Annotated in this window: 20 protein-coding genes and 1 pseudogene; 13 read left to right on the forward strand and 8 right to left on the reverse strand. The window is 61.4% G+C overall.

Annotation, left to right across the window (positions count from 1 at the left end; genetic code table 11):
* Positions 1-27 precede the first annotated feature (27 nt).
* Positions 28-1,158: an iron-containing alcohol dehydrogenase gene (locus YH62_RS05825; RefSeq protein ID WP_046793239.1), complete on the reverse strand. Its 1,131-nt coding sequence runs from the start codon at positions 1,156-1,158 to the stop codon at positions 28-30.
* A 446-nt stretch (positions 1,159-1,604) separates the two neighbouring features.
* On the opposite strand from YH62_RS05825, the gene YH62_RS05830 reads away from it, so the two are divergent.
* Complete coding sequence (locus YH62_RS05830; RefSeq protein ID WP_046793240.1) at positions 1,605-2,504, forward strand: dihydrodipicolinate synthase family protein; 900 nt, start codon at positions 1,605-1,607, stop codon at positions 2,502-2,504.
* A 78-nt stretch (positions 2,505-2,582) separates the two neighbouring features.
* Here the strand turns inward: YH62_RS05830 and YH62_RS05835 are convergent, their stop codons facing one another.
* Both YH62_RS05835 and YH62_RS05840 read right to left on the reverse strand, forming a co-directional pair.
* Positions 2,583-3,362 (reverse strand): FadR/GntR family transcriptional regulator, encoded by a 780-nt coding sequence (locus YH62_RS05835; protein WP_046793241.1) that lies wholly within the window; start codon positions 3,360-3,362, stop codon positions 2,583-2,585.
* Positions 3,359-4,447 (reverse strand): four-carbon acid sugar kinase family protein, encoded by a 1,089-nt coding sequence (locus YH62_RS05840; protein WP_052760350.1) that lies wholly within the window; start codon positions 4,445-4,447, stop codon positions 3,359-3,361. The genes YH62_RS05835 and YH62_RS05840 overlap by 4 nt, the downstream gene beginning before the upstream one ends.
* Positions 4,448-4,641: 194 nt before the next feature.
* Between YH62_RS05840 and pdxA the strand changes: the two genes are divergently transcribed.
* Both pdxA and YH62_RS05850 read left to right on the forward strand, forming a co-directional pair.
* A complete protein-coding gene (gene pdxA, locus YH62_RS05845) occupies positions 4,642-5,649 on the forward strand; it encodes a 4-hydroxythreonine-4-phosphate dehydrogenase PdxA (protein ID WP_046793243.1) in 1,008 nt (335 codons plus the stop codon).
* Positions 5,646-6,413, forward strand: coding sequence for an aldolase/citrate lyase family protein (locus YH62_RS05850; RefSeq protein ID WP_046793244.1), 768 nt, complete (start codon positions 5,646-5,648; stop codon positions 6,411-6,413). The genes pdxA and YH62_RS05850 overlap by 4 nt, the downstream gene beginning before the upstream one ends.
* 18 nt (positions 6,414-6,431) lie before the next feature.
* On the opposite strand, the pseudogene YH62_RS30740 reads toward YH62_RS05850, so the two are convergent.
* Positions 6,432-6,626: pseudogene (locus tag YH62_RS30740) on the reverse strand (aspartate aminotransferase family protein); the annotation flags it as partial.
* Between the two features lie 197 nt (positions 6,627-6,823).
* On the opposite strand from YH62_RS30740, the gene YH62_RS05855 reads away from it, so the two are divergent.
* Positions 6,824-7,096 (forward strand): type II toxin-antitoxin system VapB family antitoxin, encoded by a 273-nt coding sequence (locus YH62_RS05855; protein ID WP_046793245.1) that lies wholly within the window; start codon positions 6,824-6,826, stop codon positions 7,094-7,096.
* Entirely contained in the window at positions 7,093-7,506 is a 414-nt protein-coding gene (locus YH62_RS05860) for a type II toxin-antitoxin system VapC family toxin (protein WP_082118259.1), read from the forward strand. Before YH62_RS05855 ends, YH62_RS05860 begins: the two co-directional genes overlap by 4 nt.
* Positions 7,507-7,702: 196 nt before the next feature.
* Here the strand turns inward: YH62_RS05860 and YH62_RS05865 are convergent, their stop codons facing one another.
* The 4 genes from YH62_RS05865 to YH62_RS05880 all read right to left on the reverse strand — a co-directional run bounded on the left by YH62_RS05865 (position 7,703) and on the right by YH62_RS05880 (position 12,305).
* Entirely contained in the window at positions 7,703-8,782 is a 1,080-nt protein-coding gene (locus tag YH62_RS05865; protein WP_046793690.1) for an alcohol dehydrogenase family protein, read from the reverse strand.
* A 15-nt stretch (positions 8,783-8,797) separates the two neighbouring features.
* Positions 8,798-10,177 (reverse strand): aspartate aminotransferase family protein, encoded by a 1,380-nt coding sequence (locus YH62_RS05870; protein ID WP_046793246.1) that lies wholly within the window; start codon positions 10,175-10,177, stop codon positions 8,798-8,800.
* 23 nt (positions 10,178-10,200) lie between these two features.
* Positions 10,201-11,697 carry an NAD-dependent succinate-semialdehyde dehydrogenase gene (locus YH62_RS05875; RefSeq protein WP_046793247.1) on the reverse strand — a complete coding sequence of 499 codons (1,497 nt, stop codon included), beginning with the start codon at positions 11,695-11,697 and terminating at the stop codon, positions 10,201-10,203.
* A gap of 89 nt (positions 11,698-11,786) precedes the next feature.
* Complete coding sequence (locus YH62_RS05880; protein WP_046793248.1) at positions 11,787-12,305, reverse strand: Lrp/AsnC family transcriptional regulator; 519 nt, start codon at positions 12,303-12,305, stop codon at positions 11,787-11,789.
* A gap of 88 nt (positions 12,306-12,393) precedes the next feature.
* Here YH62_RS05880 and YH62_RS05885 point away from each other — a divergent pair, with 88 nt between their 5' ends.
* The 8 genes from YH62_RS05885 to eutC all read left to right on the forward strand — a co-directional run bounded on the left by YH62_RS05885 (position 12,394) and on the right by eutC (position 19,844).
* The gene (locus YH62_RS05885) at positions 12,394-13,779 is read left to right on the forward strand and encodes a PLP-dependent aminotransferase family protein (protein ID WP_046793249.1); all 1,386 of its coding nucleotides are present in this window, start codon (positions 12,394-12,396) and stop codon (positions 13,777-13,779) included.
* 122 nt (positions 13,780-13,901) lie between these two features.
* Positions 13,902-14,687, forward strand: a complete 786-nt coding sequence (gene ehuA, locus YH62_RS05890; RefSeq protein WP_046793250.1) for an ectoine/hydroxyectoine ABC transporter ATP-binding protein EhuA — start codon at positions 13,902-13,904, stop codon at positions 14,685-14,687.
* 64 nt (positions 14,688-14,751) lie between these two features.
* Entirely contained in the window at positions 14,752-15,594 is an 843-nt protein-coding gene (ehuB, locus tag YH62_RS05895; RefSeq protein WP_046793251.1) for an ectoine/hydroxyectoine ABC transporter substrate-binding protein EhuB, read from the forward strand.
* A gap of 155 nt (positions 15,595-15,749) precedes the next feature.
* Positions 15,750-16,409, forward strand: coding sequence for an ectoine/hydroxyectoine ABC transporter permease subunit EhuC (gene ehuC / locus YH62_RS05900; RefSeq protein ID WP_046793252.1), 660 nt, complete (start codon positions 15,750-15,752; stop codon positions 16,407-16,409).
* 2 nt (positions 16,410-16,411) lie between these two features.
* Positions 16,412-17,071: an ectoine/hydroxyectoine ABC transporter permease subunit EhuD gene (gene ehuD, locus YH62_RS05905; protein ID WP_046793253.1), complete on the forward strand. Its 660-nt coding sequence runs from the start codon at positions 16,412-16,414 to the stop codon at positions 17,069-17,071.
* Position 17,072: 1 nt separating this feature from the next.
* A complete protein-coding gene (eutA, locus tag YH62_RS05910; protein WP_046793254.1) occupies positions 17,073-17,849 on the forward strand; it encodes an ectoine utilization protein EutA in 777 nt (258 codons plus the stop codon).
* Positions 17,850-17,853: 4 nt separating this feature from the next.
* A complete protein-coding gene (gene eutB, locus YH62_RS05915; RefSeq protein ID WP_046793255.1) occupies positions 17,854-18,855 on the forward strand; it encodes a hydroxyectoine utilization dehydratase EutB in 1,002 nt (333 codons plus the stop codon).
* On the forward strand, positions 18,852-19,844 hold the full coding sequence (gene eutC, locus YH62_RS05920; protein ID WP_046793256.1) for an ectoine utilization protein EutC: 993 nt from the start codon (positions 18,852-18,854) through the stop codon (positions 19,842-19,844). The genes eutB and eutC overlap by 4 nt, the downstream gene beginning before the upstream one ends.
* The last annotated feature ends 35 nt before the right edge of the window (positions 19,845-19,879 follow it).

A 19,879-nucleotide genomic window follows, 5' to 3' on the forward strand; every position in this document is an offset into this window, starting at 1 on the left:
GGCGCCGTTTCACATGAGGCTTGCTCTTCAGGCGCGATAGGCCGTCCTGTAGATCGCCAGGATATCGCTGACAGCGAGCTCACGCGGGTTGAAGTCCAGAAGGCGGCGGATGGCGTGAGCTTCTTTCGCCATCGTCTCCAGATCGCTTTCAGGCACGCCGTGGGAAGACAGCGCCATGTTGAGGCCGAACCCCTTGCAGAAGGCCTGGGCGCCTTCGAGGACATCATGCGCGGTATTCGCCTCGAAGCCCAGTGCCTGACAGACCAGTGCCGTCTTCTCCGGCACGGCCTCATGATTGGCCGCGAGAACATGCGGGAAGATCAATGCGTTGGCGACCCCATGCGCGATCTTGTGCCGGGTTCCAAGCGGATAGGAAATGGCGTGCCCCGCCGTCGTGTTGACCGGGCCAAGGCAGACACCGCCGTAGAAGGCCGCAAGCGAAAGCCCAGCCCGGGCCTCGATATCGCTGCCGTTTCTGACGGCGCGGGGCAAGTACCTGCCCACGAGCCGGATGCCTTCGAGAGCATAGGCATCGATGAGCGGGTGGGAACGCTTGCTGGTGAAGGCCTCCACGCAGTGGGCCATGGCATCGATCCCGGTCGCGGCCGTTATCATGGGCGGTACGGTCATCGTGAGAACCGGATCGATGATCGCGAGATCCGCCAACATCTGCGGGCTTTCGGTGGCAACCTTGTTCATGGTCGCCGGATCGGTGATGAGCGCGCGGGTACCCACCTCGCTGCCGGTGCCCGCGGTGGTGGGGATCTGGATGAGCGCCATCCGGCGAGGGCTCGCGCGGTTTAATCCGGAAATATCGTGCAGCGATTTTCCAGACCCGCACAGCACGGCCACCAGCTTGGCCAAATCCATGGCGCTGCCGCCGCCGAAGCCGATCACCGCATCGGGAGCGCACGCCTGCGCTGCCGCAACCGCTTCCATGAGATTCGGCAGGTCGGGTTCGGGCATGGCCTTTCCGAATGTCGTGGCGCCTGAAATCCCCAAAAGATCCGTCCGGGTGGCATTGAACGTATCCGACACGATAAAGGGCCGGGAAATTTTCTTCTCCGCCAGCCATGAGGCCAATGTCGCGATTGTCCCTTCTCCGAAGCGCACCATCGCAGGTCGCAGCATTTCGAGCGGTCGACTGATTGCCGTCATTATGTCCTCGCATCCCTGATATCGCGTAATCACTGTCGATTGCGTTTGCAGCGGCTGCCGGCAATCTCCCGAGATTTCTCATTTGCTCCAAGCCTGGGTGAAATGAAAAGATTTGTCAATTAGTATTGAAGAGCCTTGCGCAATCTGCTTCGAGCGGCGCCACATCGCAGATTGTGTGGTTGGGGAGGTCCATTAAAAATATCAATAAATCAACATGATGGTGGATAATTCCAGGTGGTTCTCCAGGGGTTTTGTCGCTGGTAAAGCTGTCTTGGGAGCTCCGTAGCTGGTAATTTCTGCGCTTACAATGTTGACAACTTTACCAGAAGGCGCGAAGGTCCCTTAGGCAGCCGGCCGGATTGGCGGTCCGGCCTTTTTTCAATTGGCCGAAATGGAAAAACTCTTCCGCAATCGGCGACTGCGATTTGATAAACCTGGGAGATCCTATGGCTCATAGCGAAACCTTCGTTGCGCTCGTCACCTGCTTCAACGACGATGAAACGGTCAACTTCGAAGCGACGCGCACCCAGGTCCGCCGGCAGGTTGCCGCCGGCAACAACATCATGTGCGCGGGCACCAATGGAGATTTCTCTGCCCTAACTTTCGAGGAGAAGGTCAGGTTGACGGAGGAGGTGGTGGACGAGGTTGCCGGTCGTGCCAAGGTCATCGTCAATGCCGGGATGCCCGCGACTTTCGAAACCAAGCTGCTCGCAAAGGAGTTTGACCGCATGGGCGTGGACGGAATTGCCGTCATCACGCCGTTCTTTATCGCCTGCACGCAGGATGGCCTGATCCGGCATTTCTCCTCGGTCGCTGATGCGGTCGCGACCCCGGTCTATCTCTACGACATTCCGGCGCGAACCCAGAACCATATCGAGCCGGAGACCGCGCGAAAGCTTGCCGGACATGGCAATATCGCCGGTATCAAGGATTCGGGCGGCGCGCAGGAGACCCTGGAGGCCTATATGGCCATAGGCCGGGATGTGGAGGGGTTCGATGTCTATTCCGGCCCGGATCACCTGGTGCTCTGGTCCTTTGAGCAGGGCGCCAAGGGTTGCATTTCCGGTCTTGGCAACGTCATGCCTGAAGTCCTCGCCAGTATCAGCCGGGCTTTCAACGCAGGCGATGTTGCCGAAGCGCAGCGGCAGCAGGAGATTTTTGCCGGCTTTCGGAAGGATCTCTACGGCCTCGGCTATCCGCCGGCGCTGGTTAAACGCGCGCTCTATCTGATGGATCATTCCGTCGGCGCCAGCCGCCAGCCCGCGCTTTTGCCAGATCCGGAACAGGACCGGAAGATCGCTGAGATCCTGCGGAAATATGAATTATTCGCCGGTACGGCGGCGTGAGCGCTGTCGTTGCCACTATATCACCCGGTTTGAAATATCGGCTCCTCGTGAGCTGCATCCGCCCCTACAGCAAGCCGATCAGGCCTCAGCCTGTCCGGTTTCCTCTGCATCATTGTCCATCGCGAGATTGATCATGCTGCCGCCGAAAAGTCGGTCGCGGGAATTACGTATGTGCTGAAGCATTGCCTTTTCAGCGCCGCCGGCATCGCGTGCCCGGATTGCTTCATAGATCGCGCTGTGTTCGGCATAAGCCTGTTCAAGCCCGCGTGGACCATCGGACATCAGCGACTGTCCATGCATCTTCATGCCGACCTGGATGTGTTCGCGAAGAGCCCGTAGCGAGGTTTCGTAGAAGTGATTGTTCGATGCGTGGATGACCGCCATGTGGAAGGCATAATCCGCATCCTCGCGATGCTTGAACGAGCCGGTCGCCGCATCCAAGAGATCGAGCGCCTCCTTGATTTTCCGCAGCGCTGTCCGGTTGTGGCGAAGTGCTGCATGATAGGCGGCGTCGGTCTCGATGGTGATCCGGAATTCGTAACAGCGCTGAATATCGGCGATCGTTTCCACCCGGGCAAAGCCGAGTGCCGCCTGCTGGGGCTTGCGCACGTAGCTGCCGGCCCCCTGTCGCGAATAAAGCAGGCCTTCCTCGCGCAAGCGCTCTAAAGCGTTGCGCAAAACAGGCCTCGAAACGCCGAATTCCTCGGCAAGCGCGAGTTCTGGCGGCAGCTTCTGGTTGGCCGGATACTCGCCATTGACGATCCGGCTGTAAAGGAGATGGTAGATGCGATCACCGAGCGACGAGCGTTGTTTAGCCCGCTCCGGTTTCGCTGCACGTTCTTGCGAAGTGGTCGTCATGGTTCGCTTTCAGCTGCCGTGGAAATATCTTCCAACGATTCTACGGAAGATGCCAATCGGAGAAGGGTATCGGCATCTCCGAACCCGCCGGATTTTGTAATAATTCTCGTGGTTTTGCCACGGAGGACGGCGCTCGCAAGGGGAACGCCGGGAAGAATCTCGTCAAGAACATCGAGCCGCTCGACGCCGAGGCGCTCCAGAAGCGCGTTGGCGGTTTCTCCGCCACAGGCGAGCAGGGTTGCAGGTTGCGTCGTCTCGATGAGAGCGGAAATTCCATCGGCGAACAAGCCGCCCGCGAGCTCGGCCGCAACAGCGGCATTTCCGGAGGTCATCTTCGCGATCGTCAGGTCCGATCCGGGCTCGGCTCCCGCCGGCACCCGTCCATTCTCGGCGATCAGGAAGCCCACGTCCAGCTTTGAGCAAAGCCTTTCGACCTGCGCCTCTGTGATGGGGTCCCGCGAGCCGATAACAAACAGTGCCGGACGCGGAAGCCGGATTTCCGAAGGTGCCTTGCCATGCGGTTTCAGGTGCCGGGCCAATGCCGCGGCAAGTCCGCGCGCCCCGACAAACAGTGTCGTCTCGGAGCGCGCGAGGCCAACGCAATGAACGAGATCCGTATCGCTCTTTGCCTCGGGGATGGCGAGGGGCATTTCCGTTTCGGCAACACGGGAGGCCACGGAGATTGGCCCAATGACGCCGGTTCCCGTAAGATATCCATCGGTAACAAACCGCCCCATCTCCGGAATGGCCGGCGAGACGAGAAGGCAGGTCCGGCCTGTGCCCTCGGCCAGCAGGCGGGCTTCCAGCCCGACGTGACCCTTCAGGCGGGAATCCACCTTCTTGAAGATGTAATCCGGAAAGGGAGGTTCGAGCGCGGCAAGAACGGCGGCGATCGCATCCCGCGCCTGGTTTCGGCCACCTTCCCGCGAGCCGGTGCTGACTGCGCAGACATCGATATCGGACAAGTCGGCCGAGACTAGGGCTTCCGGATGCCGAAGGACGCAGCAGCGCATGCCGCGGGCCGCGAACATTACCGCGGAATCCAAGGCTCCTGTCAGATCGTCTGCAACGATGAGCGCGAGCAAGCTTCCGGTTCCTCCATGCAGGTAAACATGTAAACAGAAAATGCCTTCGGTTCAATCCTAGAGAGAAATCGTCGATTGAGAAAGCCTTTTAATTCAGGAGGTATTTTTAATCGCTGGTTCGAATTTTTCGACCGTTGAAAAGTTGACAAGTTAAGAAAACTGCTGCCAATAAGAAGGATAATAGGAGGAATGTCATGACCCAGGATACGTCACGCGCGCCGATCGCCATCACGATGGGAGATCCTTCGGGCGTGGGTGCCGAAGTCATCGTCAAGGCAATCGCCGATATTCCAGTAGACAAACGGGGTGGCTTTGTCGTCATAGGCGATGCCGACACCGTGGAGCGTGCGGCCAAGGTCTGCGGCGTGGATCTTGCTTTCCATCGATATGGTACTGTCGGCGCTTCCGGCAGTCTCGCGCTGCGCCACGTTTCGGTGGAGGGGCTTCCGGGTGAATTCGGAGTTCTTTCCCCTCGATGTGGCGAGGCAAGCTTCCGCTATATCGAAGCGGCGGTCCGAATGGCCGAGGCAGGGGAGGCTGCCGGCATCGTCACCGCCCCTATCAACAAAGAAGCGCTCAATGCGGCGGGCCATCACTATGATGGCCATACGGGCATGCTAGCGGCGCTGACCGGCTCCAAGTCCTCTTGGATGCTGCTTGCGTCCGAGCGCCTGAAGGTCATCCATGTCTCCACCCATGTGTCGCTCCGCACCGCGATCGAGCGGGCAAAGCCGGAACGAATTCTCGCGACCATCCGCACCGGACATGAGCACCTGAAGCGGATGGGCTACGACAATCCACGAATTGCCGTCGCCGGCATAAATCCCCATTGTGGCGAGAGCGGCCTGTTCGGGACCGAGGACGATGATTCCATTCGTCCCGGAGTTGAGGCGGCAATTGCGGAAGGCATCAATGTGGTGGGGCCGATCTCGGCGGATACGGTCTACCACCGCGCCTATCAAGGCGCTTTCGACCTCGTGATCGCGCAATATCACGATCAAGGCCATATTCCGATCAAGCTCGTTGCCTTCGACAGCGCCGTCAACGTTTCGCTCGGCCTTCCGATCGACCGGACCTCGGTCGATCATGGGACGGCCTTTGATATTGCGGGCACCGGCAAAGCCAATCATGTGAACATGCTGGCCGCGCTCGACTACGCGGCACGCCTTGCCGCCAACCGGCAGCACAGGGCCGCGGCATGAGTTTCGCGGCAAGGCTCAGAAACCGCGAGCGGATCGTCGGTTATTGGACGCAGCTCCCCGTGCCGGCGGTGCAGGAGCGGATTGCGCGTCATGGCTATGACTATGTCTGTTTCGATGCGCAGCATGGTTTTCTGGATTACCAGGCAGTTCTCAATGGGCTGATCGCCATCGACGCCGGTGCCGCACTCGGCAAGAACGATTGCGCCGGGCTGGTTCGTGTGGCGGCAAACAACGTGGCCTTGATCGGCCAGGCTCTCGATGCTGGCGCGCGGGGTGTCATCGTGCCCTTGATCGATACCGCCGATGAGGCGCGCGCCGCCGTCCGGGCCTGCCGTTTTCCACCCTCGGGTCTGCGTTCCTACGGGCCTATGCGTGCGGGCCTTCGCTCGGGACCGGAAACGGACAGAATGAACGATGAGGTTGCCTGCATCGTCATGATAGAGACCGAAGAGGGCCTTAAAAACCTTGAGGAAATCTGCTCCGTGGACGGTGTGGACGGCATCTATGTTGGCCCGGCCGACCTGATGCTGGCGCTTGGCGGCCGAACGATCGGCGATTCCGAGAAGGCTGCCGAATTCGAAGACGTACTCACCCGGATTGCGGAGGTTGCCGCGAAGGCCGATATCGCCGCAGGCATCCATACAAGCGCCGGCGATCTTGCGGCGAGACGGCTTGCCGAGGGCTATACCTTCGCCACCATCTCCTCAGACCTCAACCATATGGACAAAGCGGCTGCAGATCATTTGAAGTTCGCGCGAAATTGATGTCCGCCAGACCGGGGCCCAGCCGTGACCGATCGGGCCAAGCTGGTCGGAACCCTGCACCAGAACCTGCCGGAATTTGTCGGAAACAATCGTGCCGGAAAGCGGGGCGTAAGCCGAAATCAGACTCTTGGCAGTGGTGATGAGATTTGGCGTCATGCCGTAGAGGTCAGGACCGAACATGATACCGAGCCGACCGAAGCTGGTCACGACTTGCGCCGGTACGCAACTATACTCAGACTCTCAACACTCATTCCGTGATATAGGCCCGCCTGAATGTCAATCTCCGGGCCTTGATCCGGAAGTCGCCCAGGCGCTGGTCGAGAAAGCCCGCCAGGCGGGGAGCGAAGGTTGAATTTGGACTCAGATTATCGATATGGTATCTAGAAACCTAATCTAGAAAGGGATGCGCCATGAGTCTGAGCATCAAGACGGAGGAAGCCGATAGGCTGGCGCGTGAGTTATCCCGCCTTACCGGTGAGACCATGACCGAGGCCATCACCAAAGCCATGCGGGAGCGGCTGGAGCGCCTGCGCGCCGAGCAGGCGGCTAATAGCGATTACGTCGCACGCATGAAGGCTTTCGTACGCGAACGCACTGACCGCTATGATCGTCGTCCGGTTACCAAGCGGGAGTGGGATGAAGCGGTCGGAGACACGCCCGAGGAACTCGGCTTTTCTCGATGATTGTCGTGGATTCATCCTCCATCATCGCGATCATGTTTGATGAGGCGGAAGCGCCTGCCTGTATGGCCGCACTTCAGAAGAACGGTCCACGTCTCCTCTCGGCAGTGAACTATGTCGAAGCTGGTACTGTCATGGCGGGCAGGATCAGAAGCGGGGATCGCCACGAAGCGATTGCTGATCTGCACGCTTTCCTGACCGACTTCGACATCGACATCGCCCCGGTCCATGACCGCCTGGCCCGCGCGGCGATGAAGGCGAGGATCGACTATGGTCAGGGGTTCGGCACGCGCGGTGGGCTGAATTTCGGCGATTGCTTCGCCTATGCGCTGGCAAAACAGTATTCCGCCCCATTACTCTATGTCGGCAACGATTTCGCATTGACAGACATTCAATCGGCTCTGGAGCCATGATCTAGCCGGCAGGAAAACAGAGGCGGTGGACGATGAGGATGTCATCGCCGCTCCCGTGACGACGTCTCCTGGATCATGCCTCAGGTCGTCATGCTTCCGTGCGCCTGGCTGACTCGCTCCGTTTCACACGGGAGGCCGACGAAACATCCTGCGAATTACCCGTGCATCGGCTCAGCATGAGGCGCATGACGTGCCGTCAATCGGCGACCGCGTCCGGAACCACGACAAGCTTTCCGACGAAGTTCTTGGCCATGAAGTCGCTCTGGGCCCGGTGGAAATCCGAAAGCCTGTAGATCCCTCCGACGAGCGGGCGGATCTTGTCGCTTTCGATGTAACCGACGAGCCGGCGGAAATCGGCACGGCTTCCCTGGCTGGAGCCGTGTAGCTCGAGTTGTTTCAAGTACATGGTCCTCAAGTCGAGCTGCACGACCGGTCCGGCGATCGCGCCTGCCGTCGTATAGCGACCTTCCGGCCGGAGGATCCTCAGGAGGTCGTTGAACATCGGGCCGGCCACCAGATCCGCCACCACATCGATCGGGGCGCCACCGATCGCTTCAGCGACGGCTTCCACCAGATTGTCCTGGCCGCGCGTCACCACCGCCTCGGCGCCGATATCGAGCACCGCTTCCTCCTTGCCGGGGCCGACGATTGCAATCGGAATGGCGCCGCGAGCGCGGGCAAGCTGGATAATGGCCGAGCCAACACCCCCGGAAGCGCCGGTGATGAGCACCCGCTCGCCGGCGGCGAGCCTTGCTCTTTCCAGCATTCGCTCGCCGGTCAGGTAGGCGCAGCAGAAGGTCGCAAGCTCGATATCGCTCATGCCGGTCTCGACCACATGGGCGTTCTCAGCGGGTAATGCCATGTATTCCGCATAGCCGCCATCGCGGCCATGACCCATGTAATCGATATCCGCCAGGCTGTCGTCGTCGCGATTGTAGATCGAAAAGTCGACCATCACCCGCTCGCCGATACGGGAAGGATCGACGCCTGCGCCAACCGCCACCACGTGACCGACCGTATCGGTGCCCTGAATGCGCGGAAAGGTGAGGGTATTGCCCTGCCGCCGCCATGTGGAGACAGCGGCGGGGTCATCCTCCGTGCCATAGGCGCCCTGACGCACCCAGACGTCGGTATTGTTCATGCCGCAGGCCGTGACGCGGATCAGCACTTCACCGGCTGCCGGTTTCGGCACCGGCACGTCCTGCCGGTACACGAGCTTATCCAAACCGCCATGGCCGGTCAGCAGAACGGCCGCCATCGTATCGGGTATCGAGATCATTGGTCGGCTCCGTCAGCGATTTGCGAAGACGTTGTCGATCGCATCGGCCGTGGCCTTCACCACGATATCCGCCTCCTCGCGGGTGAGGCAGAGCGGTGGCGCAAAGCCTAGGATATCGCCCTGCGGCATCGCCCGGCCAATGACGCCGCGTTCGAGCAACGCCGTTGCGATCTGCGGGCCGATCTTGCGCGCGGGTTCGAAGAACCTGCGGTCGTCCTTGTCTTCGACGAATTCCACGGCGGCCATCAGGCCGTCGCCGCGTACCTCGCCGACATGCTTATGGTCTCCAACGGCCTTGGTCAGTTGGGAGCGGAAGTAGGCGCCGGTCTCTTTAGCATTCTGCACGAGGTCCATCTCGTCGATGAGCTCGAGGTTTGCAATGCCGGCTGCCGCGCAGATCGGATGGGAGGAATAGGTCCAGCCGTGGCCGATCGCACCAAGCTCGTCGGAACCCTGCACGAGCACCTGCCAGAACTTGTCGGAAACGATCGTGCCTGAAAGCGGCGCGTAAGCCGAGGTCAGGCCCTTGGCAATGGTGATGAGGTCCGGCTTCATGCCATAGTGATCGGAACCGAACATGGTACCCAGCCGGCCAAAGCCGGTCACGACCTCGTCGGCGACAAGCAGAACATCGTATTTTTCGAGCACCGCCTGGATCTTTTCCCAATAGCCTTTCGGCGGCGGTACGATGCCGCCAGTGCCGAGGATCGGTTCGCCAATGAAGGCCGCGATGGTCTCCGGGCCTTCGGCGAGGATCAGCTCTTCCAGCTTGTCGGCGCAATATTGCGAGAACTGTTCCTCGCTCATGGAGCGGTCGGGGCGGCGGAAATAATAGGGTGCTTCGGTGTGAAGAACCGGCACGCGCGGCAGGTCAAAGGCTTTGTGGAAGAGCTCGAGCCCGGTGAGGCTGCCGGTCATCACGCCGGAGCCGTGATAGCCGCGCCAGCGGGAGATGATCTTCTTCTTTTCCGGCCGTCCGAGGATGTTGTTGTAGTACCAGATGAGCTTGATGTTGGTCTCGTTGGCATCCGAACCGGAAAGCCCGAAATAGACCCGGCTCATGCCCGCCGGAGCCCGGTCGATGATCATCTTGGCAAGCGTGATGGAAGCTTCCGTGCCGTGGCCCACATAGGCATGGTAATAGGCAAGGTCCCGCGCCTGTTCGGCGATCGCGTCGGCGATCTTCTGGCGGCCGTAGCCGACATTGACGCAGTAGAGGCCGGCAAAAGCATCGAGGCTGGTGCGGCCGTTCCTGTCGGTGATGTAGACGCCTTCGCCGCTGCCGATCACCCGCGTCGGCGTCTCGCCACGCGCGTGCATGCCCATATGGGTCGACGGATGGAAGAAATGGTCCCGGTCCCAGGCGGTGAGTTCGTTGTTTCTCTCGAGCATGGCATGTCCTTTCATGAATGCGTTCAGCCTGCGGTGTCGATGCAGAGATATTTGAGTTCGGTGAAAGCCTCGATGCCGTGGCGGGAGCCCTCACGCCCAAGGCCGGATTGCTTCCAGCCGCCGAAGGGTATCGGCCCGCCGGTGATCTTCACCCGGTTGATGGCGACCATTCCGTATTCGAGGGCGCGAGCGAGGCGCATCTGACGCGCGCCGTTTTGGGTGACCACATAGGCAACCAGGCCGTATTCGGTGTCATTGGCGCGGACGATGACCTCCTCCTCGGTGTCGAAGGCGGTAACGGCCGCGACCGGTCCGAAGGTCTCCTCGCGCATGATGTCCGCATCTTGTGGCACATCGACGATAAGCGTCGGTTCGAAGAAGAGCGGACCGACGCTGTGGCGCTTGCCGCCGGCAATCAGCCTTGCGCCTCGACCGAGCGCATCCCTTACCTGCGCCTCGACCTTCATCACCGCGCGCTCATGCATCAGCGGGCCGATGTCTGCATCATCCGTCAATCCGTTGCCGACCTTGAGGGCAGCGATCCGTTTGGCAAAGGCCTCGTTGAAGGCTTCGAGAATGGACCGCTGTACGAAAATTCGGTTGGCCGCCAGACAATCCTGACCCGAGGTTGCGAACTTGGCGGCGATCGCGATATCGGCCGCTCGATCAATGTTCGCATCCTCGAAGATGATGAGAGGCGCATGCCCGCCGAGTTCCATCACCAGATGCTTCATGGTCGGCGCGCATTGGGCGGCAATCAGGCGGCCGATCTCCGTCGATCCCGTAAAGCTCATGGCCCGGATCCGCGCATCCTCGCAGAGCCTGCCGACGATGGTTGCGGCATCGCCCGTCACCACGTTGAAGACGCCAGGCGGCATTCCGGCACGCTCGGCCAGTTTGGCAAGCGCCAGCGCAGAAAGCGGCGTCTCGGAAGAAGGATGGGCAACGACCGTGCAGCCGGCAGAAAGGGCCGCTGCCGCTTTGCGGGTCACCATGGCGGAAGGGAAGTTCCAGGGCGTTGCGATGCCTATGACGCCAAGCGGCTCGCGCCGCACGATCATCTCCGCGCCGGGAAGATGGCTGGTGACGCTTTCCGCGTTCACCCGCTTGCCTTCCTCCGCGTACCACTCGATGAAGGAGGCCGCATAATCGATCTCTCCGCGCGCCTCGGCAAGCGGCTTGCCCTGTTCGAGGGTCATCAGAAGGGCGAGGTCCTCCTTGGCGCCAAGCATCAGCCTATGCCATTCCTTCAGGATCGCGGCGCGTTCCTGGGGCAGTTTCGAGCGCCAAGCAGGGAATGCTGCCGCGGCGGCGTCGATCGCGAGGCTGGTCTCATCCACTCCGAGGCTCGCCACCCAGGCAAGCGTTGCGGACGTCGCAGGATCGGTGACCTGAAAGCTCCGGCTGTCGGAACCCGCCACCCAGCGGCCGTTCACATAGGCAAGATCACGCAGGAGATGGCGGTCGGAGAGGCGCGTCAAAGCATCATGAAAGGCGGGACGTGCGAAAATTGCGGTCATGGCCAACTCCTCCTTCAAGGGCGTGCCAAGTGTGGCCCGGCCTCAAGCGAGAGATTGTCCATTCCGCAGGGTGGAAATAGAGAGATTGTCTAAACTCGCGGGCCTGCCCGGAGAGACTGTCTATCGTCACCGCTTGCCGAAAACAGAGCCGAAACCGGTACGCCGGCCTCCTCCTTCACGGTCTTGGTGACGATATAGGTAAAATATCGCTCGATACCGAGTTCCCGGTCCAAAAGCCCATCGATCAGGCGCTGATAGGCGTCGATATCGGCCGTCACGACCTTGGCGATATAGTCGACCCCGCCGCCGACCGACCAGCACGCGGTGATCTCGGGAATGGCGGCCACGGCTCGTTCGAACCTATCGAAATCACCTTGGCGATGATTGGCGAGCGTGATCTCCACCATGACGCTGGCGATCGGCGCGATCTTGCGCGCAGCAAGGCGCGCATGATAGCCGGCGACGATGCCCGCCTTTTCGAGCTTACGCAGGCGCATCCAGCAGGGTGTCGGCGATAGTCCGACCTTCTCGGCCAGCGCCAGCTTGGTGATACGGCCGTCGGCTTGGACCGCCTCCAGGATTTTCAGGTCGATTGCGTCGAGCTTCATCGGGTGCCTTGTCGTGCATTGTTGAGAATGACAATGAAAACTCGTTTTGCCATTGTCAATTGAACTGATTTTAAGCACAGTCGAAATCATGACAAATTGGCGCCCCGATCCATCCCAGCTCCGCCGCCCGGCCTATCTTTCGCTCGCCGAGCAGATCGCGCGTGCGATCCAGGAGGGCAAGCTCGCCAATGGGACGAAGCTGCCGACGCATCGTCGCATGGCCGACGATCTCGATCTTTCGGTCCAGACGGTTAGCCGCGCCTATGACGATCTCATCCGTCGGGGGCTGATTTCCGGGGAGATCGGCCGAGGCAGTTTCGTGCAGACGCGTCCGCGCGAGCCGGAGCCACCCTATCTGCCCGAAAGGCTGGGCGAGGTCATCGATCTTTCGATCTTGAAGCCCGTCTGCGAGCATTTCCATCTGGAAAAGATGCGCGAAGCCTTCGGCTGGCTTTCGGAAAACCTGCCGCCAAGTTCGGCTCTGTCGTTCCGGCCGAACATGGTGTTTCCGCGTCACCGGGCAATCGGTGCGGAATGGCTCTCCCATTGCGGGCTGCAGGTTTCACCGCTCAACGTCAGTCTCACCAATGGCGCGACCTCCGGCATGACGGTTGCGTTGATGAGCGTCGCGCCGCCCGGATCGATCGTCGCGACTGAGGCGATCAGCCATCATACGCTCGTGCCTCTCTCCACCTATCTCGGCATTCACCTTGAAGGACTGCCGATCGACGACGAGGGCATGATCCCCGAGGCGCTGGACGAAGCCTGCCGCACAAGCCCTATCCGGGCGGTTTTCCTCCAGCCTTCTGTCATCAATCCGAGAGCGACCTTGATGAGTGCGAAACGCCGTGAGGCACTTGCCGAAGTCGCCAGGAAGCACGACATCGCGATCATCGAGAACGATATTCTCGGTCCCTTGGTCACCGACCGATCGCCGCCGCTGGCGGCGTATGCGCCAGAACGCACGCTCTACATCACCAGTTTCACCAAGATCACCGTGCCCGGTCTGCGCATCGGTTATCTCGTCGCGCCGGACCGCTATGTGGCAGCCGTCGCCAACCGGCATCTGGTATCGAACTGGATGGCAACCCCGGCGATTGCCGAGATCGCCACGCATTGGGTAAGCGACGGCACCGCAGCGGCGTTGGTCGAGTGGCAGCGCCGGGCTCTGGCCAGCCGCCACGATATTGCCCAGGAAACGCTTGCGGGGCTGCGCTACTATTCGCATCCCCAAAGCCTGCATGTCTGGCTGCCGCTTACCGATCCGCATACCGAGGAAGGATTCGTGTCGCAGGCCAGGCTGCGCGGGGTTGCCATCGCGCCGGGAACCTCCTTCCGCACCGCCGGTCAGGGCGGGGCGTCGGCCGTTCGTATTTCGCTCGGCTCGACGTCGGAAGCGGATCTGAGAACCGGGCTTGGTGTGGTCGCTTCGCTTGCCCAGGGAAATCCCGAGGCGCTGCTGCTTGCGATTTGAGGCAAACGCCTGCCGAATGGGCAGACGCACAAATATTGTCATGATATTATTTTCCGAATTGACATGATTTCCTGGCGCCGTCATCGTTAGCCCATTGCTTGTCTCAACAGGGAGAGACATGAATGGCGTCGCCTATCATCCGCATCGACAACATCGTGAAGAGATACGGTCCGCTGACCGTCCTCGATGGCCTGTCGATGGATGTCATGCCCGGAGAGAAGCTGGCACTGATCGGCCCCTCGGGTTCGGGCAAGACGACGATCCTGCGCATCCTGATGACGCTGGAAACGATCAGCGGCGGCCATATCGAGGTCGACGGAGAGCAACTCTACCACATGAAGAAAGGCGCCGATCTGGCGCCGGCTGACGAGGCTCACTTGCACCGAATGCGCAAGAAGATCGGCATGGTCTTCCAGCACTTCAATCTATTTCCCCACAAATGCGTGCTCGACAACGTGACGCTGGCGCCGATCCTGACGCAGGGCGTGAAAAAGGCCGATGCCGAGAAGCGGGCGATGGAGCTTCTCGATATGGTGGGCATGGCCGACAAGGCCAAATCCGTACCGGCGCAGCTTTCCGGCGGCCAGAAGCAGCGCGTCGCGATCGCCCGCGCTCTGGCTCTGTCTCCCAAGATCATGCTGTTCGACGAGGTGACCTCGGCGCTCGATCCTGAGCTGGTGGAGGAGGTCTTGAACGTCATGAAGCGGCTTGCCGCCGAGAGTGACATGACCATGCTGCTGGTGACCCATGAAATGGGCTTTGCCAGCGATTTCGCCGACCGCGTGCTCTTCTTCGATCGCGGCAAGATCGTCGAGGAGGGCAAGCCGCAAGAGATCTTCCGCAATCCGAGGCAAGAGCGCACGCAGACCTTCCTGCGCAAGATCATAGCGGCAGGGCACCGCGTCTGACCGCAAGCGCGGCGACATTGCCCGAACAAATAAACGGGAAAAAACCAGAGGAGAATTGGGAACCATGAAAACAGGATTTCTCGCAGCCGCAAGCCTTGCGGCGCTCATGTCCGTCGCCGGCGGTGTGTCGGCATTCGCCGCGGACCTGGAGGAACTGAAGGAACAGGGGTTTGCCCGCATCGCCATCGCCAACGAGCCGCCCTATACCGCAGTCGGCGCCGACGGCAAGGTTTCGGGCGCTGCTCCGGATGTGGCGCGCGTCATCTTCGAGCGCCTCGGTGTCAAGGACGTCGTGGCATCGATTTCCGAATACGGCGCGATGATCCCCGGCCTTCAGGCCGGCCGTCACGACGTCATCACCGCTGGCCTCTTCATGAAGCCGGAACGCTGCAATGCGGTCGCCTATTCCGAGCCGGTCCTGTGCGACGCCGAAGCCTTCGCCGTCAAGAAGGGCAACCCCATGAAGTTCGCGAGCTACAAGGATATCGCCGATAATCCGAATGCCAGGATCGGCGCTCCGGGTGGCGGCACGGAAGAAAAGCTCGCGCTCGAAGCCGGCGTTCCGCGCGATCGCGTCATCGTCGTGCCGGACGGCCAGAGCGGCATCAAGATGCTGCAAGACGGCCGCATCGACGTCTACTCGCTGCCGGTCCTCTCGATCCACGATCTGATGAGCAAGGCAAACGACCCTAACCTCGAGGTCGTGGCTCCGGTCCAGGGTGCTCCGGTCTATTGCGACGGCGCGGCCTTCCGCAAGCAGGACGTGGCGCTTCGCGACGCCTTCGACGTGGAACTGAAGAAGCTGAAGGAATCGGGAGAGTTCGCCAAGATCGTCGAGCCCTACGGCTTCTCGGCAGCCGCCGCGATTTCGACCAACCGCGAGAAGCAGTGCGCCGCCGCGCAGTAAGCTTATCTCTCACCCCGACCCTCTCCTCGCAAGCGGGGAGAGGGAAGGCTGGACGCCCCGGCGGTCTTGCACATCGACCTTCCACCGCCAGCCTGGGAAAGGGGCCGGCGGGCGGATGAGGGCAATCCCATCAGAAGACTAGGAACTCGGACCCGATGATCGACTGGTCAGGCTATTTGACGCTGATCTTGGAAGGCGCGCTGGTGACGCTGCAGTTGACCGTGATGGGGTCCGCTCTGGCGCTGGTGATGGCTTTCCTTGCCGGACTTGGGCGCCTGTCGCGCTTCTTCATCGTGCGGGCGCTTGCCACGACCTATATCGAATTCTTCCGGGGTACCTCGATCTTCGTGCAGCTCTTCTGGGTCTATTTCGTGCTGCCGTTTGCGGGACTAACGCTGACGCCGCTGCAAGCGGGCGTATTGGCGCTCGGCCTCAATGTCGGGGCCTATGCGGCCGAGGTGGTGCGCGGCGCAGTCAAGGCGGTAGGTCGCGAACAGACGGAAGCATGCGTCGCGCTCAATCTCTCCCGCTATCAGCGCATGCGCCATGTCATTCTGCCCCAGGCGCTTCCTCTGATGCTGCCGACCTTCTGCAACAATGCCATCGAGCTTCTGAAAGGAACGGCTGTCGTGTCGCTGATCTCGTTGACAGATCTGACATTTCAGGCCCAGGTCGTGCGTGCCCAGACCGGCAATACGCTCATCCCGTTCACGACGATCCTCATCCTCTATTTCGCAATGGCCTGGTCGATCTCGATTGGCATGCGCTGGCTGGAGCGGCGCATGAGCCGCAGCCTCGATGGCGTGAGGACCTGACGATGGAATGGGATTGGGAATTCGTCTGGCAGATCATGCCGACCCTTCTCGAAGGGTTCAAGATCACCATTCTGGCGACCGTTCTCGGGGCGGCGGTGGCCGCGGTGCTGGGGCTGGCCATCGCGATCGCCCGGCGTTCGCCGGTTACCGCGCTATCGCGCACGGTGGGCTTCGTTTGCGAATTCATCCGCGGAACGCCGCTTCTAGTGCAGCTCTATTTCATCTTCTACGTACTGCCGGACATCGGGATAAGATTGCCGCCCCTGGTGGCTGGCGTCATCGGCATCGGATTGCACTATGCCACTTATACCGCGGAAGTTTACCGTGCCGGTATCGAGAACGTGCCGCGCGGCCAATGGGAGGCGGCCAAGGCCGCCAATCTCACCACGCGGCAGGCCTGGATACATGTCGTGCTGCCGCAGGCCGTGCCGCCGATGATCCCGGCGCTCGCCAACTATTTCATCGCCATGTTCAAGGAAACGCCGCTGCTTTCGGCCATCACCGTGCTGGAGCTGATGAACCAGGCGAAAAGCATCGCCAACAGCAATTACCGCTATATCGAGCCGATGACGCTGGTCGGCGTCTTCTTCCTCGCCGTCAGCTTGGTTTCGGTCGTCGGACTGCGCTGGCTCGAGGAGCGCTACGCCCGGATGGATGACTGACATGACTTCCATTGACGTACATCTTGCCCGACACAGGCCTCGCCTCGACGACCGGCCGCTTCGAAAGCGGATCGGACTCGTCATCCTGGCGACCGACCATACGACGGAGGTCGATTTCCAGCGCATGGTCGCCGGAGAGCGTGTTGGCGTCTATGTGAGCCGTATTCCCTATGCCAACCCGACGACGCCCGAAAACCTGATGAAGATGCAACCGGTGCTGACCGAGGGCGCCTCGCTCATTCTGCCCGACGAGACACTGGATGCGGTCATGTATTCCTGCACGTCCGCCTCCGTGGTGATCGGCGACGAGAGGGTCGAGCAGGCAATCCGTGCGGCAAAGCCCGGAGTTCCCGTGGTGACGCCGACTGCGGCGGCCGTCAAAGGGCTGAAGGCCGTCGGTGCCAAGCGGATTTCGATCCTCACGCCCTATACGGTGGAGACAAGCCGCCCGATGGCCGACTATTTCGCTCGGCTCGGCTTCACGATCGACCGGTTCACATGCCTCGGTTTCGAGGACGACCGCGAAATGGCGCGCATCGCACCGGACGAAATCGTCTCGCTTGCCCACGAGGTGACGGCGCCGCAATCGGATGCGCTCTTCATCTCCTGCACGGCTGTCCGCGCGGCCCAGGTGGCGGCCCGGATCGAGGCCGAAATCGGCAAGCCCATGGTGAGCAGCAATCTCGCGACCGCCTGGGCCTGCCTGCACCTTTGCGGCGAGACGGCAGCGCGTCCTGAACTGGGGACGCTGATGACCAAGTCCTATCCGGAAGGCTGATGCCATGAGTGTGGGGAGCCTGCCGGTCCGATTTGACGATATCCGCGCCGCCGCGGCACGCATCGGTGAGCGCGTGTTGAAAACGCCAGTGGTGGAATCGGCCGCGCTCAGTGAGATTGCCGGTGTTCCGGTTCATCTGAAGTTGGAACACCACCAGACGACCGGCAGCTTCAAACTCCGCGGTGCCAAGAATGCGGTTCTCTCCCTGACTGTGGAGGAGCGTAAACGGGGTGTCGTTGCCGCTTCCACAGGCAATCACGGCCGCGCTCTCGCGTTTGCGGCAAAGGCGGAAGGCTCGCTCGCGACCATCTGTATGTCCTCGCTCGTGCCGGAGAACAAGGTTTTGGAAATCCGTCGCCTCGGCGCCAATGTCCGCATTGTCGGTCGGTCTCAGGACGAGGCGCAGGAGGAAGTGGACCGACTGGTGGCAGAAAAAGGGCTGGTCATGGTGCCGCCCTTCGACCATCCGGCCGTTGTCGCCGGGCAAGGGACGCTCGGCCTCGAACTATTCGATCAGCTTCCCGACGTCGAAACCGTTCTCGTGCCTCTGTCCGGCGGGGGATTGGCGGCAGGTGTCGCGGCCGCGATCAAGGGACGGAGGACCTCGGTGCGGGTCGTCGGCCTGACGATGGAACGCGGAGCGGCGATGAAGGCGAGCCTCGACGCCGGCATGCCGGTACAGGTCGAAGAACTGCCGAGCCTTGCGGATTCGCTCGGTGGCGGCATCGGTCTCGACAATCGCGTCACCTTCGCCATGTGCCGCGACCTTCTCGACGATGTCGTCCTGCTTTCGGAAGCCGAAATCGCTGCCGGCATGCGGCATGCCTATGCGGTCGAGCGTGAAGTGATCGAGGGCGCTGCCGCTGTCGGTATCGCAGCACTCCTGGCAGGCAAGATCATGGGCCATGGCCCGGTCGTTGCTATCCTTTCAGGCCGCAATGTCGACATGGATCAGCATCGGCGGATCATCAACGGCGACACCATCTGTGGAAAGGACGCTGCATGAGCCGGATGGTCATTCTCACCGAAAGGGATCTACGCGACCTGGTTCCGCTTGATCGCGAGGCGATCGCCTGCGTCGAGGATGCTTTCCACGCGCTCGCCACCAAGCCGGTTGCCATGCCGCCGATCCTGCGCCTCGACATTCCCGAGCATCGCGGCGAGGTGGATGTGAAGACGGCCTATGTGCCGGATCTCGAAGGTTTCGCCATCAAGATCAGCCCGGGCTTCTTCGACAATCCGAAGATCGGCCTGCCGAGCACCAACGGCATGATGGTGCTGCTGTCGAGCCGCACGGGTCTCGTGCAAGCCCTCCTGCTCGACAATGGCTACCTGACCGACGTGCGCACCGCCGCCGCCGGCGCGGTCGCGGCAAAACATCTTTCGCGGCCGGATTGCGCCGTGGCGGCAATCTTCGGCGCCGGCATGCAGGCGCGCCTGCAACTTGAGGCGCTGACGCTGGTCCGGCCGATCCGCGAGGCGCGCATATGGGCCCGGGAGTTCGGCAAGGCCGAGGCGGTCGCTGCCGAACTGACCGCGAAGCTCGGTTTTCCGGTTCGCGCCGAAGCTGATCCTCAAGCCGCAATCGGTGGTGCCGATGTCGTCGTCACCACCACGCCCTCCGAGACGCCGATCCTGAAAGCCGAATGGCTTCGGCCCGGCCAGCACGTGACGGCGATGGGCTCGGATGCCGAGCACAAGAACGAGATCGATCCGGCGGTCATCGTCAAGGCGGACGTCTATGTCGCCGATCGTCTGACGCAGACCCGCCGGCTTGGTGAGCTCCATCACGCTATCAAGGCGGGGCTCGTCGCCGCCGATGCGCCATTCCCAGAGCTTGGTCAGGTCGTCGCCGGCCGTGGCTCCGGCCGCCAAAGTGGCGGCCAGATCACGCTCGCCGATCTCACCGGCACGGGTATCCAAGATACCGCTATCGCCACGCTCGCCTTCGCGCGGTCAACCGCCGCAGGCGTGGGCGCAACATTTGAAAGCTGAACCGGCCTGGGACGCCGGAGGAGAAGGAAAGAAAC

The sequence above is a fragment of the Rhizobium sp. LC145 genome, assembly GCF_001005825.1.
Lineage (GTDB): Bacteria > Pseudomonadota > Alphaproteobacteria > Rhizobiales > Rhizobiaceae > Neorhizobium.